General features: G+C 61.7%; 17 protein-coding genes. 8 read left to right on the forward strand and 9 right to left on the reverse strand.

The features are described from left to right. Positions 1–60 precede the first annotated feature (60 nt). The 4 genes from ATO7_RS00375 to ATO7_RS00390 are packed head-to-tail and all read left to right on the forward strand — an operon-like array spanning position 61 to position 3,559. Positions 61–1,380: a TRZ/ATZ family hydrolase gene (locus ATO7_RS00375; protein ID WP_083558942.1), complete on the forward strand. Its 1,320-nt coding sequence runs from the start codon at positions 61–63 to the stop codon at positions 1,378–1,380. Beyond that, on the forward strand, positions 1,377–2,093 hold the full coding sequence (gene ubiG / locus ATO7_RS00380) for a bifunctional 2-polyprenyl-6-hydroxyphenol methylase/3-demethylubiquinol 3-O-methyltransferase UbiG (protein WP_083558943.1): 717 nt from the start codon (positions 1,377–1,379) through the stop codon (positions 2,091–2,093). The genes ATO7_RS00375 and ubiG overlap by 4 nt, the downstream gene beginning before the upstream one ends. Positions 2,094–2,106: 13 nt before the next feature. Beyond that, complete coding sequence (locus ATO7_RS00385; protein ID WP_083558944.1) at positions 2,107–2,817, forward strand: SDR family NAD(P)-dependent oxidoreductase; 711 nt, start codon at positions 2,107–2,109, stop codon at positions 2,815–2,817. Between the two features lie 58 nt (positions 2,818–2,875). Beyond that, positions 2,876–3,559 (forward strand): response regulator transcription factor, encoded by a 684-nt coding sequence (locus ATO7_RS00390; protein WP_083558945.1) that lies wholly within the window; start codon positions 2,876–2,878, stop codon positions 3,557–3,559. Positions 3,560–3,592: 33 nt separating this feature from the next. Here the strand turns inward: ATO7_RS00390 and ATO7_RS00395 are convergent, their stop codons facing one another. The 8 genes from ATO7_RS00395 to ATO7_RS00430 form a co-directional block, all read right to left on the reverse strand. Further along, positions 3,593–4,504 (reverse strand): hypothetical protein, encoded by a 912-nt coding sequence (locus ATO7_RS00395; RefSeq protein WP_083558946.1) that lies wholly within the window; start codon positions 4,502–4,504, stop codon positions 3,593–3,595. 113 nt (positions 4,505–4,617) lie between these two features. Further along, positions 4,618–5,286, reverse strand: coding sequence for a lysophospholipid acyltransferase family protein (locus ATO7_RS00400; RefSeq protein WP_158522968.1), 669 nt, complete (start codon positions 5,284–5,286; stop codon positions 4,618–4,620). 96 nt (positions 5,287–5,382) lie between these two features. Further along, the gene (locus ATO7_RS00405) at positions 5,383–6,123 is read right to left on the reverse strand and encodes a putative porin (RefSeq protein WP_083558948.1); all 741 of its coding nucleotides are present in this window, start codon (positions 6,121–6,123) and stop codon (positions 5,383–5,385) included. 130 nt (positions 6,124–6,253) lie between these two features. Further along, positions 6,254–7,135 carry a 23S rRNA pseudouridine(2605) synthase RluB gene (rluB, locus tag ATO7_RS00410; RefSeq protein WP_083558949.1) on the reverse strand — a complete coding sequence of 294 codons (882 nt, stop codon included), beginning with the start codon at positions 7,133–7,135 and terminating at the stop codon, positions 6,254–6,256. Beyond that, on the reverse strand, positions 7,068–7,808 hold the full coding sequence (gene scpB / locus ATO7_RS00415; RefSeq protein WP_083558950.1) for an SMC-Scp complex subunit ScpB: 741 nt from the start codon (positions 7,806–7,808) through the stop codon (positions 7,068–7,070). Before scpB ends, rluB begins: the two co-directional genes overlap by 68 nt. After that, on the reverse strand, positions 7,808–8,605 hold the full coding sequence (locus ATO7_RS00420; protein ID WP_083558951.1) for a segregation and condensation protein A: 798 nt from the start codon (positions 8,603–8,605) through the stop codon (positions 7,808–7,810). Before ATO7_RS00420 ends, scpB begins: the two co-directional genes overlap by 1 nt. After that, positions 8,606–9,610 carry a tryptophan--tRNA ligase gene (gene trpS / locus ATO7_RS00425; RefSeq protein WP_083558952.1) on the reverse strand — a complete coding sequence of 335 codons (1,005 nt, stop codon included), beginning with the start codon at positions 9,608–9,610 and terminating at the stop codon, positions 8,606–8,608. It lies immediately after the preceding gene. 69 nt (positions 9,611–9,679) lie between these two features. Beyond that, a complete protein-coding gene (locus tag ATO7_RS00430) occupies positions 9,680–10,306 on the reverse strand; it encodes an L-threonylcarbamoyladenylate synthase (RefSeq protein ID WP_083558953.1) in 627 nt (208 codons plus the stop codon). 43 nt (positions 10,307–10,349) lie between these two features. Here ATO7_RS00430 and ATO7_RS00435 point away from each other — a divergent pair, with 43 nt between their 5' ends. The 4 genes from ATO7_RS00435 to ATO7_RS00450 are packed head-to-tail and all read left to right on the forward strand — an operon-like array spanning position 10,350 to position 12,281. Then, positions 10,350–10,886 carry an inner membrane-spanning protein YciB gene (locus ATO7_RS00435; RefSeq protein ID WP_083558954.1) on the forward strand — a complete coding sequence of 179 codons (537 nt, stop codon included), beginning with the start codon at positions 10,350–10,352 and terminating at the stop codon, positions 10,884–10,886. Beyond that, positions 10,886–11,185, forward strand: a complete 300-nt coding sequence (locus tag ATO7_RS00440) for a YciI family protein (RefSeq protein WP_083558955.1) — start codon at positions 10,886–10,888, stop codon at positions 11,183–11,185. Before ATO7_RS00435 ends, ATO7_RS00440 begins: the two co-directional genes overlap by 1 nt. After that, positions 11,182–11,442 (forward strand): BolA family protein, encoded by a 261-nt coding sequence (locus ATO7_RS00445; RefSeq protein WP_083558956.1) that lies wholly within the window; start codon positions 11,182–11,184, stop codon positions 11,440–11,442. Before ATO7_RS00440 ends, ATO7_RS00445 begins: the two co-directional genes overlap by 4 nt. After that, positions 11,439–12,281: a MipA/OmpV family protein gene (locus ATO7_RS00450; protein WP_083558957.1), complete on the forward strand. Its 843-nt coding sequence runs from the start codon at positions 11,439–11,441 to the stop codon at positions 12,279–12,281. The genes ATO7_RS00445 and ATO7_RS00450 overlap by 4 nt, the downstream gene beginning before the upstream one ends. Here ATO7_RS00450 and ligA read toward each other — a convergent pair whose 3' ends face one another. Next, positions 12,282–14,315: an NAD-dependent DNA ligase LigA gene (ligA, locus tag ATO7_RS00455; protein ID WP_083558958.1), complete on the reverse strand. Its 2,034-nt coding sequence runs from the start codon at positions 14,313–14,315 to the stop codon at positions 12,282–12,284. It lies immediately after the preceding gene. Positions 14,316–14,320 lie beyond the last annotated feature (5 nt).

Here is a 14,320-nt window from a genome sequence, read left to right on the forward strand (position 1 = left end):
GCGGCGCAAGCGCCATCGGCGGATGGGTACAATGCGCCTGCATTTGCCCCGGCTCCGTCGATGTCGCGCCCCACTCCTGATCTGCTCATCAGCCCGCGCTGGCTGATTCCGGTCGTGCCGCATGGCACGGTGCTGGAGAACCACAGCCTGCTGATTGGCGGCGGCCGCATCCTCGACATCCTGCCCACCGGGGCCCAGAGCTTCAGCGATGTGCGCGAAATCAGACTGCCTGGCCATGCGCTGATCCCGGGGCTTATCAACATGCACACGCATGCGGCGATGAACCTGATGCGCGGGATTGCCGACGACCTGCCGCTGATGACCTGGCTGGAACAACACATCTGGCCGCTGGAAGGGCGCTTCGTCGACGAGCATTACTGTCACATCGGGGTGCGTCATGCCATCGCCGAGATGCTGCGCGGCGGGGTCACCTGTTTCAACGACATGTATTTCTTCCCCGAAGCCACCGCGGCAGAGGCCTCGGCGGCCGGCATGCGCGCGCAGGTCGGCATGCTGCTGATTGATGGCCCCACCGCCTACGCACAAGGGCCGGATGAATATTTCAGCAAGGGCTTGGCGTTGCATGACGCCTGGCAGGGCGACAGCCTGATCAGCACCTGCTTCGCCCCCCACGCACCCTACACGGTGGGCGATGATTCGCTCAAACGCTGCCGGGTGCTGGCCGACGAGCTGGGTGTGGGCATCCACATGCACGTGCACGAAACCGCATTCGAGGTCGACAGCGCACTCAAGGCCACCGGTTTGCGTCCACTGCAGCGCCTGGAACAGCTGGGCCTGATCAACCCTCGCCTGCTTGCGGTGCACATGACCCAGCTCAACGCTCAGGACATCAGCATGCTCGCCGGGGCCGGCGCGCATGTCCTGCATTGCCCCGAATCCAACCTCAAACTGGCCAGCGGCTTCTGCCCCACCGCGGCACTGGCCGATGCCGGGGTCAACCTGACCCTGGGCACCGACGGAGCAGCCAGCAACAATGACCTGGACATGCTCGGCGAAATGCGCAGCGCTGCCCTGCTGGCCAAGGCCGTGGCCCAGCGCGCCGACGCCATGCCCGCGGCCGATGTCCTGGCCATGGCCACCATCAATGCTGCCCGCGCGCTGGGCCGCGACGACATCGGCTCGCTGGAGCCCGGAAAATGGGCTGACCTGTGCGCCATTGACCTCTCCGGACTGGAGCAACAGCCGCTGTACGATCCGGTGTCGCAGATCGTCTACGCCAGCAACCGCAGCCAGGTCACCCACACCTGGATCGGCGGACGCGCTGTCCTGCGCGAGCGCAAACTGACCACGCTTGATGAGGCGGACCTGCTGCAGCAAGTTGCCGCCTACCGCGAAAAGATCGCCGGAGCACGCCCATGAACACAGCCACACACAAGACCAATGCCGATCCCGGCGAACTGCAACACTTTGCCGCGCTGGCCCAACAATGGTGGGACACCAAAGGCCCCATGGGCCCGTTGCACGAAATCAACCCGCTGCGCCTGTCTTTCATCCAACGCTTTGAATCACTGGATGGCCTTAAGGCACTGGATGTGGGCTGCGGCGGCGGCATCCTGAGCGAAGCTTTGGCACGGGCCGGCGCCCACACCTGCGCCATCGATCTGGCTCACGAATCCGTTGAAGTGGCGCGCCAGCACGCCGCAGAACAAGGCCTGGAGGTGGAGTATCTGGAAATCTCCGCCGAAGATCTGGCCGAGCAGCGCGAGGCCCAGTTCGACGTCATCACCTGCATGGAGATGCTCGAGCACGTACCCGACCCGCAATCGGTGATCGCCGCCTGCACCCGCCTGCTCAAACCCGGCGGACGCCTTTACCTGTCAACCATCAACCGCAACCCCAAAGCCTTCGCCCTGGCCATCGTCGGCGCCGAGCATGTGCTTGGCCTGATTCCCAAGGGCACCCATGAATACGCCAAGTTCATCAAACCTTCGGAGCTGGCCGGCTGGTGCCGGCAATGCGGCCTGCACAGCGGGCCAACCGAAGGCATGACCTACAACCCGCTGACCCGCACACATCGCTTAAGCCGCGATGTGTCCGTCAATTACCTGATGCGCGCCATCAAGCCCGCCTGAGACTTTGTCCACGATGCAAACCCCTTCCGCCCTCGCCGGCCGCAAGATACTGATCACCGGTGCCACCGGTGTGCTTGGCCGTGCCCTGTCCGTCACACTGGCGCAAATGGGCGCCGAACTGATCCTGCTGGCGCGACGCAAAAGTCGCCTGGAAGAACTCGACGATGTCATTGCCGAAGCAGGCGGCACACCACCCACCCTGGTCGAACTGGATTTCCTGCGCGCTGACGACATCCTCTATCAAGAGCTAGCTGGCGCGCTGGCACAAGAACATGCTGCCGACGGCCTGCATGGCCTCGTTTTGGCCTCCGGCCTGCACACCGGCCTGCATCCGCTGGAACACCTCAGTATCAAAGACTGGCGCAAAATCTTCGACGTCAATCTGAACGGGCCCTTCCTGCTCGTCCATCAACTGCTGCCGCTGCTCAAACAGGCCCAGGGTCACCTCATTGGCATCACTGCACCGCAAGACAATATGAGCCATGCGTTCTGGGGTGCCTACGGCGCCAGCAAGGCGGCGCTGGATGCGCTGCTGGCCGGTTGCGCCGAAGAAAACGAAAAGACTTTGCAGGTCACCCGTTTTGCACCGGCGCCCATGCCCAGCCCGATTCGCGGGGCGGTCTACCCAGGAGAAACGCTGGACAGCTTGCCGCCGGTACAAAACAATGTCGATCAGATCGTGGCGTTACTGGAACGTCCGCTCAGCCCTGCCGGCAGGATTTAGCAACAAACCGACCGACAGCGTGTAACCTTTAGCAAAATAAATCTGGTGGGGGCCAGTCATGTCGCTACGCATATTGATCATTGATGACGATCCGGATATCCAGGATCTGCTGTTCGCAGCGCTGGACGAGGAGACGTACATCCTGGATGCGGCCAGTGACGGCCCCAGCGGACTCGCGCTGGCCACTGAAAACGAATACGACGCGATCATCCTGGATATCAATATGCCGGGCATGAACGGATTCGAGCTGTGCAAGGAGCTGCGCGACAACGCGCGCATATCCACCCCCATCATGATGCTCACCTCGCGCGCCGAGGTTGAAGACCGCATCGCCGGCCTGGATTACGGGGCCGACGACTATCTGGCCAAACCCTTTGCTGTCGAGGAACTGGAAGCGCGCCTGCGCGCCATGACCCGACGCGGACGCCCGGTATTGGGCAACAAGATGAGCGTGGGCGACCTGGAGCTTGATCTGGAATCCAAATCAGCCAGCCGCGGCGGCAAGCACATTGCCCTGGCGCCGATCCACATCAAGATCCTGGCCATGCTGATGCGAGAATCGCCCAATCTGGTCAGCCGAGCCAAGCTCGAGGCTGACATCTGGGGCGATGAACCACCGGACTCGGATGCGTTGCGGGCGCATATCTATGCCCTGCGCACGGCGATCGACAAGCCGTTTGAAAACAAGCTGCTGCACACAGTGCCCAAACTCGGTTACCGCTTGGCTTTGCAGGCCGAATAAAGCACCAGCGCCCGGCCTGCGGCTCAACGCTGACTAGTCGTTGAGCTCCACACTGTCTGGCATGCGGCTACCCTGAAAACGCAGCAAACGCCCGAACAGGCGATCCGGGTCCACCCCCATGTCCTCGAACGAACCGGCGATGGGCTCGAGCATGCCAACCATACCGGCGCGGGTCAGGTCGTAGGCATCATGGAAACTGTCTTCGGAAAAGCCCAGCGCCACCGCATGATCTCTGGACTTCTTCACGTGGGTCGCCTCATCCCGCCGGATGTGCTTGATCAAGCGCGCAAAGCCGGTGTGCTTGCGCACATCGCCTGAGCTGAGCAACGCGGTCAGAGAAATACACACACCGGAATCCAGACCGGTGATGCGGGCGAAATGAGTACCCAGATCCCGGCTGGCCACGCGCATGAACAAACGCCGCGTACGACGTCGAATCTGCGGCACATCATCCGGCACGGGCAGATGGCCACGGGCCTGATGGATCAACCAGTTGTGGACCCGCTCTTCCGATTCAATCTCGCGCAAGGCGCGATGGTTGTAGGCCGTTTCTTCCGGACTCAGACGATTACACTCGTGGTGAAAAATATTGATCGCCGATTCTTCTGCACACACCAACACCGCCAAGATCCGCGCCGCGGCTTCCTGCTGCTTGTCAGCAATACCACCAAGCAGACTCATTTCGGTGGCCTGGGTATCGCAGTAATCCGCCATCATGGTCGCGGCGCGCTCACGCGAGCGCGGCTCCCAGGCCAGGCCGGCCAGAATAGAGGCCGGGTCTTCCGCGGTAAGATCCGGGTCCGGCACATCGAAGCAAAACGGCGTAATGCCCTGCGGCTGACTCAGCGCAGCGGGCAAGTGAGCCAGATCAGCATGAATGTCTTCGGCCTCCGCCTGAATCGCCTGCAACTGCTCGTCGAAAGAGGCTTCGAAGTTTTCACTCATAACGGGGTCTTGATTCGCCAAATAATCGGATAAGCGTACGTTCGCGTACGCGTGCGACCCAATGGTACGGAAAAACTCCCGGAAAATCAGGCGTCACCCTGCAGGCTGCTCGCTCAGTCGAAATGCTCAGCCAGTTCACCGATGCGCATCAGAGCCTGCTCAACCTGCAGACGCAGGCGCTCGCACTCCGCTTCGTCGGCGTCCCGCGGAACCTGAATCGGGTCACCGTAAACATAGTGCAGCTGACCAAACGGATACGGCACGATCATCGCATCCCAGGACGACAGCTCTTTGCGCCGCCGCGCCTGGTACGTCATCGGGATGATTGGCGCACCGGTCAACCGGGCCGCAGCTATCACCCCCGCCTGCACCTTGTATTTAGGACCACGCGGGCCATCGGGCGTAATCCCGAGATCGTGTCCGCGCTTGGCCGCGCGCAACATTTCGCGTAGCGCTTGGGCGCCACCGCGGCTGGATGAGCCGCGTATGCATTCAACCCCGAGATTGTCCATCGCCGCCGCAGCCAGGCTGCCATCACGTGACGCGCTGGCCAGCGGCGAAAACACCCGCCCCGGCGGACGGTGCGCCAAGTATCCAAAAGGCCCAAGAATATTGCGGTTATGCCAAGCCACAATAATGCACGGCTTGCCCGAATCGAACTGCGCCTTGAGCACGGCAAGATTGGTATAGCGCTTGCGGCTGGTGGCATGTATGAAGCGCATCAGGCCAGACATCAACGCCGCGAGCACGCGGGTTTTCCAAGGGTAGTTTTGAGCGGACACGGGGATCAGATCGAAAAGCGAGCGTGTATTTTGCCACCGATAACAAAAAAGCCCCCGCATGGCGGGGGCTTTCCATAACGCTATTAAGCGGCTGGCTTAGAAGCGGCCAGTCACACCGAGCACGAAACGATCGTTGAACTCTTGCATCTGATAGTCGATCTGCACACTCAGCGTCGGAATCACGAACATGCGCGCATGCAGGCCAATATCTTCTTCCGAGGCGTCTGCATCGGTATCCGCGTAGGACAGCCCCAGGCTGAGGTCGTTGTTGACGAAGAAATCACCACGCAGCAGGTACGAAATGGTGTCATCGACATCATCCGTCTGACCCACGCTGGCCTCAACATTCACCGCGCTCTCACCACTCAGCGGACGCACCATTTTGCCGTTCAGAGAGATGGTCGACAGATCAGCCAGATCCGCATCGGCATAGCTGACGCTCAGCAACACACCGTCCATCGGCAGAAAACCGACTTCAACCAGCAAGTCGTCGCTCTCGGTACCGGCGAAATCCGTCCGGGTCAGGCCAGCAGCCGCGTAGAAGTCCTGGATGTAGAACTCGCCGCCGAAGCCAATCATGTCGACATCCGCTTCATCAAACGTCGAGTAGAACGCGCCGATGTTGCTGGAGCGACGCAGGAAACCTGCTTCAGCACGCGGCACACCATTGTCGTCAACCGGCGCGAAGTGGTATTCGGCCATCACGCCCAGCGCTGAATCATCCGCGTCATCAAAATCGAAGTAGGCACCAGTGGCTTCAACCTGGTACGCCCCAGCCGAGGCGCAAGTCAGCGCCGCAACCATCCCAAACCCCACACCGCGAATCACGTGCTTCATGAATAAAACTCCCGTGCTGTATAGATTTTTTTGGATCAGGATCAAACCTGACCGCGCCAGAATAGTGCAGCTAGGGAATTAATGCAAAACCGTGATCTGCGTCACAAGTTATTCTTATTATTGAAATAATTCAGTCATCTTTTGTTGCTGAACCAGGGCTTTTTGCCACCAATTGGTGCAAGGCTTTGAGTTCCTGTCTGTCCAGAGGGCGGCTGCGCCCACTGGCCAGATTGTTGGGCAGGGTAATCGGCCCGAAACGCACACGTATCAAGCGGCTAACCTGGCAATCCATGGCTTCCCAAAGACGTCGCACGATGCGGTTGCGGCCCTCGCTGACGGTGACGTGATACCAGCGGTTGGCCCCTTCACTGCCCTGATCCACCAGACTGTCGAACGCCGCAAAGCCGTCCTCCAGCTCAATACCCTCGCGCAACTGGCGCAAGGTGTCGTCATTGATATCACCAATCACCCGCACCGCGTATTCCCGTGCGATCTGACTCGAGGGGTGCATCAGGCGTCGCGCCAGCTCACCGTCGGTGGTAAACAGCATCAGCCCGGAGGTGTTGAGGTCCAGGCGGCCAACCGCAACCCAGCGCCCGGCGCTCAGCTTGGGCAAACGCTGGAACACGGTGGGGCGACCCTGCGGGTCCTTGCGCGTAACAATCTCGCCGACCCGCTTGCGGTACACAATGGTCTGGTTTTCCGGCGGGGTGAAACGCAGAGTTCGACCGTCCAGGGTGATGCGATCGGTGGGCGTGACCTTCTGTCCCAGTTCGGCAGGCTGACCATTGACCCGAATGCGCCCGGCACGAATCCAGTCCTCAGCCTGGCGGCGGGAACCGTAGCCGTGCTGGGCAAGAAACTTCTGCAGACGCTCGGGCGGTGCTTTGCTGACCGGCGGACGCAGCGAGCGTGCCCGTTTCGGTGCAGCGACTTCGGCACGCTCAGTGTCTTGTCGCTTCTTGATCTGGCGGCGGGAATTGGGATTCGGGCTGGGATTGCGCTTCTTCATCAGCAGACGTGTCCGGTGTGCTGGCAGGGAGGGAATCGTCGACGTTCGGGTCGGCATCCCCATGAGATTGGGCCGCGAGCTGCGCTTTGAGCGCCTCCGGCAATTCGTCTTGCGGCGCCAGACGAACCAGCGCAGCCTCGAGCTTCTCCGGATCGGTCAGCTCGGGCAAAGGCGGCAGGTCTTCCAGCGACTTGAGATTCAGATCATCCAGGAACTGACGCGTGGTGGCGAGCAATGCAGGGCGCCCCGGCCCTTCACGATGGCCCACCTCACGAATCCACTCGCGCTCGAACAGGGTTTTCAGAATCCCGCCCGACAGGCTCACACCGCGAATTTCTTCAATGTCGCCTCGTGTCAGCGGCTGGCGATAGCAAATCAGCGCCAGTGTCTCGAGCAGCGCACGCGAATACTTCTGCGGCTTTTCTTCGTACAAGCGACCGACCCAGGGGGCCAGCTCCTTGCGCACTTGGAAACGATAACCACTGGCCACTTCCAGTAGCTCGATGCTGCTGCCCTCAAGCTCCTGCTGCAACTCGCGCAACGCAGTGCGGATGGCACTGCCGGAGATCTCGATATCGTCATTGAGCACCTGCTCGATGCGCCGGATCGACAACGGGGCATCGGCCACAAGCAGCAGGGCGCGAATGATTTCCTTGTGGGCGATCCGTGCCATCAGGCCTGCCCCGCGCCGGCCAGCCGAATATGCACTGGCGCATATGGCGCATCCTGCTCGAGCTGGATCAGGCCATTGCGGACCAGTTCCAGCGTGGCCAGAAACGTGACCAGCAAACCTTTGCGCCCCTCTTCCGGATCCCACAATTCCATCAGGCTAGCTTGGCGGATATCGGACAAACGATCCAGCACCCGGCTCATACGTTCACGCACCGACAGCGGCTCGGAGGTGATCTTGTGCGATTGCAGCAGCTCGGCGCGCTGCAGCAGATCCTGCAGGGACAACAGCAGATCACGCAATGCGGGCGGCGGCTGCAGCGGGGCCTCGACGCTCATCGGCTGTGCCTGCGCGGGGAAGGTGTCGCGATGCAGACGCGGCAGCTCATCGATGTTCACCGCAGCCTGCTGCACCTCGGCATAGGCCTGCAGACGTCGGACCAGCTCGGCGCGCGGGTCTTCGGCATCATCGCCCTCCTCGCTGGGTGGCTTGGGCAGCAACACGCGCGACTTGATCTCGGCCAGCCAGGCCGCCATGACCAGATATTCCGCCGCCAGATCAAAGCGCAGCTCCTCCATCACATTGATGTAATCGAGGTATTGCTGGGTGATCAGGGCCACCGGAATATCCAGCACATTGAGGTTCTGCCGCCGGATCAGATACAGCAAAAGGTCCAGCGGCCCCTCAAAGGTTTCCAGAAAAACCTCCAGCGCATCCGGCGGGATATACAGATCCTGCGGCAGCTCGGTGAATGCCTCACCGGCGACATGCGCAATAACGGTGGCCTGGGGGTCGTTCATTCAGGCGCGGGGCAGAAACCCGAGCTTGTCGTAAACCTGGCGAATCTTCTGATCGGCACGTGCGTTGGCCTGCTCGGCGCTGCGCGCCAGAATCCCATCAAGGTAGGCCGGGTCATCCTGCAACGCACGGTAGCGCGCCTGCATCGGCTCCATGAAGGCCACCACCGCGTCGGCCACGTCGCCCTTGAAGCGCCCGTAACCGGAATCACCGTAGTCGGCTTCCAGATCCTCAATGCTGCGGCCGGTCACCGCCGCCATGATGTTGAGCAAATTGGTCACACCGGGTTTGTCGTCTGCGGCGCGCACTTCACTGCCGGAATCGGTGACCGCGCGCTTGATCTTCTTGGCGATCTTTTTCGGCTCATCCAGCAGATAGATGCCATTGCCCTCGTTGTCATCCGACTTGGACATTTTCGCCTCCGGGTTCTGCAAGCCCATGATGCGCGCCCCCACCGGCGGAATGAAAGGCTCCGGAATGCGGAACACCTCTTCCTTGTGGGCGAAGTTGAAGCGCTGCGCCACATCGCGCGCCAGCTCCAGATGCTGTTTCTGGTCGTTCCCCACCGGGACCAGCTGGGTGTCGTAGATCAGAATGTCGGCCGCCATCAACACCGGGTAGTTGTACAGACCGGCATTGATGTTATCGGCATGCTTGGCCGATTTGTCCTTGAACTGGGTCATGCGATTGAGCTCGCCGACCATGGTGTAGCAGTCGAGAATCCAGGCCAGCTGACTGTGCCCGGCCACGTGCGACTGGGCGCACAGCAGATTCTTCTCGGGGTCGATGCCGCAGGCGATGTACAGGCTGAGGAAATCGCGACAGCGCTGACGCAGCACGGCCGGGTCCTGACGCACCGTGATGGCATGCAGGTCGACCAGCAGGAAAATGCAGTCGTAGTCCGCCTGCAGGTCCACCCAGTTGCGGATCGCGCCGATGTAATTGCCCAGCGTGAGCTGGCCTGAAGGCTGGATTCCGGAAAGCAGGACGGGTTTGGACGTCGACATGACTACACAGATGAGAAAACAGCGCGCGATTATAGACTGAGAGTGGCTCGCGCCGGGGAGCAATCCCGGTTATAAACCCAATGCCGCCGGATCCGCCTTGCCGGCGCGGATCAGTTCGACCTTGCCGTCGGAGATATCGACCACGGTGGTGGGCTCGAAACCGCACGGCCCGCCGTCAACGATCAGATCCAGGTCGTTGGCCAGCGCATCGCGAATATCGTCCGCCTCATGAAACGGCAGCTCCTCACCCGGCAATTGCGCGGTGCAGCTCAGAATCGGCTCGCCCATCTCCTCCAACAGCGCATGGGCAATGGCGTTGTCCGGAACGCGCACGCCAATGGTTTTGCGCTTGCCGGTCTGCAAGCGCCGCGGCACTTGCAAGGTGGCGCGCAGCACGAAGGTGAACGCGCCAGGCGTGGTGTTGCGCAGCATGCGGAACTGCCAGTTATCAACGCGCGCGTAGTTGGCGATCTCCGACAGATCACTGCACATCAGCGTCATGTTGTGATGCTTGTCGACCTGGCGAATGCGCTTGATCCGCTCCACCGCCTGCTTGTCACCGATGTGACAACCGAAGGCGTAACAGGAGTCGGTTGGATAGGCGATGATGGCGCCCTCGCGCAGGCGGCTGACCACGTGCCGGATCTGGCGCCCATGGGGGTTGTCCGGATGAACCTCCAGATATTCGGCGGACATCGCTTCGCAAAAGTGAAATCAGCCACAGAGTATAATCGGCAGCATGCAGAAATGGATTGATTCGATCCCCGCCCTGGCCTTTCTCGGCGCGGTGATCTGGCGCGACATCTATGTCGCCACCGTGGTGCTCATCGTTGCACTGTTCGCTCTGGTCCTCTGGTATGCGTTGGTGCACAAGCGTTTGCACCGTATGCATCTGGGCACGGCCGTGGTCGCCCTGGTGCTGGGCGGCATCACCCTGGGCCTCAAGGACCCGGTGTTCATCAAGTTCAAACCCACTGCGGTGTATCTGGCTTTCGCCCTGGTCATCGGTGGCAGCCAGTTCATCGGCAAAACGGTGATGATGCAGCGCCTGGGCAGCAGCGTTGCCGAGTTACCCGAGCCCCTGTGGCGACGCATCAATATCGCCTGGGCGGTGTTTTTCGTGTTCTGCGCCGGCCTTAATGTGGTGCTGGCGCTGAGCCTCAATGATGAGATGTGGGCATTGGTCAAAACCTTCGGGTTCACCGCCCTGATGTTCCTATTCGTGCTGGCGCACCTGCCGTTCGTGCACCAGCACCTGCCCAAGGAAGAAGTCTGATGTGGTATGCGATCACCGCGCTGGATGTGCCCAACAGCCTGGCCAAGCGCCTAGCCGCACGCCCGGATCATCTGGCCCGCCTGCAGGACCTCAAAGCCGACGGCCGCTTGTTGCTGGCCGGGCCGTTCCCGGCTGTGGATGCCAGCGACCCCGGCGAGCTGGGTTTTGAAGGCAGCCTGATCGTGGCCGAATTCAACGACATTGAATCGGCCCGCGCCTGGGCTGACGATGACCCTTATCGCCATGCCGGCGTGTACGCCGAAGTCAGTGTGCGCCCGTTCAAACCGGTGCTGCCATGAGTGATCGTGTTGAGCGCATACGCGCGCTGCTCGAGCAGGCCTTCGCCCCCACCGAACTGGACATCCGCGACGACAGCCACCTGCATGTCGGCCATGCCGGCGCCCGTGGTGGTGCTGGCCACTACAGTGTGAGCATTCGTGCTGCGGCATTTGCCGGCAAAAAGCCGCTCGAAGCCCACCGCATGGTCTACGCTGCGGTGGACGAGATGATGGGCAGCGAGATTCATGCCCTGTCGATTTCCGCACGCGCGCAATGAGCCGAGGCTGCCTCGGAGCACTGCTGCTGCTCACGAGCCTGTGCACATCCGCAGCCACCGAACCGACCCTGCCTGACGCTGACAGCGGTCACTTTCGCTGGGACGCCGGGCTCGGGCTGGCCAGCCTCAGCTTTCCTGCCTATCGCGGCTCCAAGGTGCGTGAGGTGCTGGCCCTGCCGGTGCCCATCGTCTCGTTCAGCAGCAAGCATTTAAGCCTCAGCCGTGATGGCGCCAAGCTTGATGTCTACGACACCCGGCGCGTGCGCTTCAACCTCTCAGCAGCCGGATCCCTGCCGGTCGACAGCGACGATGTGCCGCTGCGCGAAGGCATGCCCGACCTCAACCCCAGCATCGAACTTGGGCCTGTGCTCATTATTGCGCTGCCCTGCTGGAGTGGCTGGACCTGCGTGCAGGAAACCCTGGCGCGCGGTGTGATCGCATCGGATTTCGAGCAGATTGAAACCATAGGCTGGACGTTGCAGCCACGGCTCAATCTCAGACGCAGCGCCCCGGCCACACAGCGCCACCGTCACGATTGGGAACTGACTGCCGGACCGGTCTACGCAACGCGCCGCTACCACGACTACTTCTATACTGTCGAAGCGCCTTATGCGACCGCCGAGCGCCCGGCCTACGCCGCGCGCAGCGGCTTCAGCGGCTGGCGTTTTTCCGCCACCCATGTTTACCAGTTCGGCGATTTCGGGATTTACAGCTACGTCTCGTATGACAATTTGCGCGACAGCGCATTCGCCGACAGCCCGCTGCTGGAAACCAAGGACTACATTCTGGGCGGCATCATGATGCGCTGGACCCTGTGGGGCTCGCATCTGAAGCGCTGATCAGTCGCTTGCCAGCATCTTCTCTAACGCGGCCAGATCGAGCACCGGCACCCCCAGCTTTTGCGCCTTGGCCAGCTTCGAACCGGCCTTTTCCCCGGCCAGCAGAAAGTCGGTCTTGCCCGACAGCGAACCGCTGACCTTGCCACCGGCGGCGATGATGCGCGCTTTGGCCTGATCACGGCTCATGCCCTCCAGCGTGCCGGTGATCACGAACTGCTGGCCATCCAGCGGGCCACCGGACGCAGGCTTTTGCGGCGTCGGCCAGTGGATCGCGCAATCATCGGGATCAACCAGCCGGGCAATGATCGCCCGGTTGTGCTCATCATCGAAGAAGTCCCGAATACGTCCGGCCACCACCGTGCCCACATCCGGCACCTGCTGCAGCCGCTCCAAGTCCGCCGCCATCAAGGCCGGCAGTTCAGCGAAATCCTCGGCCAGCTGGGCCGCAGTTACCTCGCCCACATCGCGGATGCCCAGCGCGAACAGAAAACGTGCAAAGCTGGTCTGGGCACTGCGCCGAATCGCTGCAATGAGATTGCTGGCTGATTTCTCGGCCATGCGCGGCAAGGCCGCCACCTGTTCTTCGCTGAGGCGATAGATATCGGCGGGACTTTTCAGCAAACCCAGTTCGGCCATTTGATCGATCAGCTTGTCGCCCAGACCCTCGATGTCCATGGCGCGGCGCGAGGCAAAATGCTTGAGGCTTTCTCGCAGTTGCGCATCGCAACTCAGACTGCCGGTGCAGCGTGCAACCGCTTCTCCCTCGATACGCGTCACCGGTGAATCACACACCGGGCAAGCCTGCGGCAGCTCGATCTTGGCAGCGTCATCAGGGCGCTTGTCGAGCACCACCCGGGCAACTTCGGGAATCACATCCCCGGCCCGGCGCACCACCACGGTGTCACCCACGCGTACGTCCTTGCGCGCCACCTCGTCCATATTGTGCAAAGTGGCATTGGACACGGTCACGCCGCCGACAAACACAGGCTCCAGACGGGCAACCGGCGTCAGCGCGCCGGTACGCCCAACCTGGAACTCCACCGCGCGCAAGCGCGTGGTCGCTTCCTCGGCCGGAAATTTGTGCGCAATGGCCCAGCGCGGTGCCCGCGCAACCTGGCCAAGCTCGTCTCGCACTGCCAGATCATCGACCTTGTAGACCACACCGTCGATGTCGAAATCGAGGCTGTCACGCAGTTCGCCGATACGCTGATAGTAGGCCAGCAAGGCATCGCGATCGGCACAATCCTGACGCAGCTGCGTGACCACGAAGCCCCATTCAGCCAGCGCTGCCATGACCTGATTATTGCGTGTGAGACCGTGCTCACCCTCAAACACGCCCTGACTGTCACCGACCGCATAGGCAAAAAACTTGAGCGGTCGCTGCGCTGTCACCTGCGGATTGAGCTGACGCAATGCGCCAGCTGCGGCATTGCGCGGGTTCACGTAGGTCTTTTCGCCTTGGGCTTCCAGGCGTGAATTCAACTCGGCAAAGCCGCTGCGCGGCATGACCACTTCACCGCGCACCTCAAGCACGGGGGGCGCCGCGCCCTGCAGGCGCAGGGGCACCGACCCCACAGTGCGCAAATTGGCCGTCACATCCTCGCCCTCACGCCCGTCACCGCGTGTGGCGCCGCTGACCAGCACACCCTCTTCATAGACCAGGCTTACGGCCAGGCCATCAAACTTGGGCTCGGCGCCAAACAAGGGCAAGGTCCCCATGGCCTTGCGTACGCGCTCCAGGAAGTCATCCAACTCGTCGTCACTGAAGCAGTTGGCCAGCGACAACATGGGCTGACGATGCACCACGGCGGCAAAAGCATTATCCGGTGGCGCCCCAACCCGCTGGGTCGGTGAATCCGCCGTGCGCAGCTCGGGGTAGCGCGCTTCGAGCTGCTCCAGTTCGCGGCGCAAGGCATCGTAGTTGGCGTCGTCCAGCTGCGGATCATCCAGCACGTAATAGCGGTGATCGTGCTCGCGCAACTGATCCGCCAGCTCGGCGGCTCGCTTGCGCGCCGCCGTGGGGATAGCAGTCATTACAG

The organism is Oceanococcus atlanticus (genome assembly GCF_002088235.1).
Taxonomy (GTDB): Bacteria; Pseudomonadota; Gammaproteobacteria; order Nevskiales; family Oceanococcaceae; genus Oceanococcus; species Oceanococcus atlanticus.

Bases quoted from the DNA above. Each gene is read 5' to 3' on its own strand.
- ATO7_RS00420 (WP_083558951.1), bottom strand. From the start codon at position 8,605: ATGAACGACCCCCAGGCCACCGTTATTGCGCATGTCGCCGGTGAGGCA.
- ATO7_RS00385 (WP_083558944.1), top strand. From the start codon at position 2,107: ATGCAAACCCCTTCCGCCCTCGCCGGCCGCAAGATACTGATCACCGGT.
- trpS (WP_083558952.1), bottom strand. From the start codon at position 9,610: ATGTCGACGTCCAAACCCGTCCTGCTTTCCGGAATCCAGCCTTCAGGC.
- ATO7_RS00405 (WP_083558948.1), bottom strand. From the start codon at position 6,123: ATGAAGCACGTGATTCGCGGTGTGGGGTTTGGGATGGTTGCGGCGCTG.
- ubiG (WP_083558943.1), top strand. From the start codon at position 1,377: ATGAACACAGCCACACACAAGACCAATGCCGATCCCGGCGAACTGCAA.
- ATO7_RS00445 (WP_083558956.1), top strand. From the start codon at position 11,182: ATGAGTGATCGTGTTGAGCGCATACGCGCGCTGCTCGAGCAGGCCTTC.
- ATO7_RS00395 (WP_083558946.1), bottom strand. From the start codon at position 4,504: ATGAGTGAAAACTTCGAAGCCTCTTTCGACGAGCAGTTGCAGGCGATT.
- rluB (WP_083558949.1), bottom strand. From the start codon at position 7,135: ATGAAGAAGCGCAATCCCAGCCCGAATCCCAATTCCCGCCGCCAGATC.
- ligA (WP_083558958.1), bottom strand. From the start codon at position 14,315: ATGACTGCTATCCCCACGGCGGCGCGCAAGCGAGCCGCCGAGCTGGCG.
- ATO7_RS00435 (WP_083558954.1), top strand. From the start codon at position 10,350: ATGCAGAAATGGATTGATTCGATCCCCGCCCTGGCCTTTCTCGGCGCG.
- ATO7_RS00375 (WP_083558942.1), top strand. From the start codon at position 61: ATGTCGCGCCCCACTCCTGATCTGCTCATCAGCCCGCGCTGGCTGATT.
- ATO7_RS00450 (WP_083558957.1), top strand. From the start codon at position 11,439: ATGAGCCGAGGCTGCCTCGGAGCACTGCTGCTGCTCACGAGCCTGTGC.
- scpB (WP_083558950.1), bottom strand. From the start codon at position 7,808: ATGGCACGGATCGCCCACAAGGAAATCATTCGCGCCCTGCTGCTTGTG.
- ATO7_RS00440 (WP_083558955.1), top strand. From the start codon at position 10,886: ATGTGGTATGCGATCACCGCGCTGGATGTGCCCAACAGCCTGGCCAAG.
- ATO7_RS00430 (WP_083558953.1), bottom strand. From the start codon at position 10,306: ATGTCCGCCGAATATCTGGAGGTTCATCCGGACAACCCCCATGGGCGC.
- ATO7_RS00390 (WP_083558945.1), top strand. From the start codon at position 2,876: ATGTCGCTACGCATATTGATCATTGATGACGATCCGGATATCCAGGAT.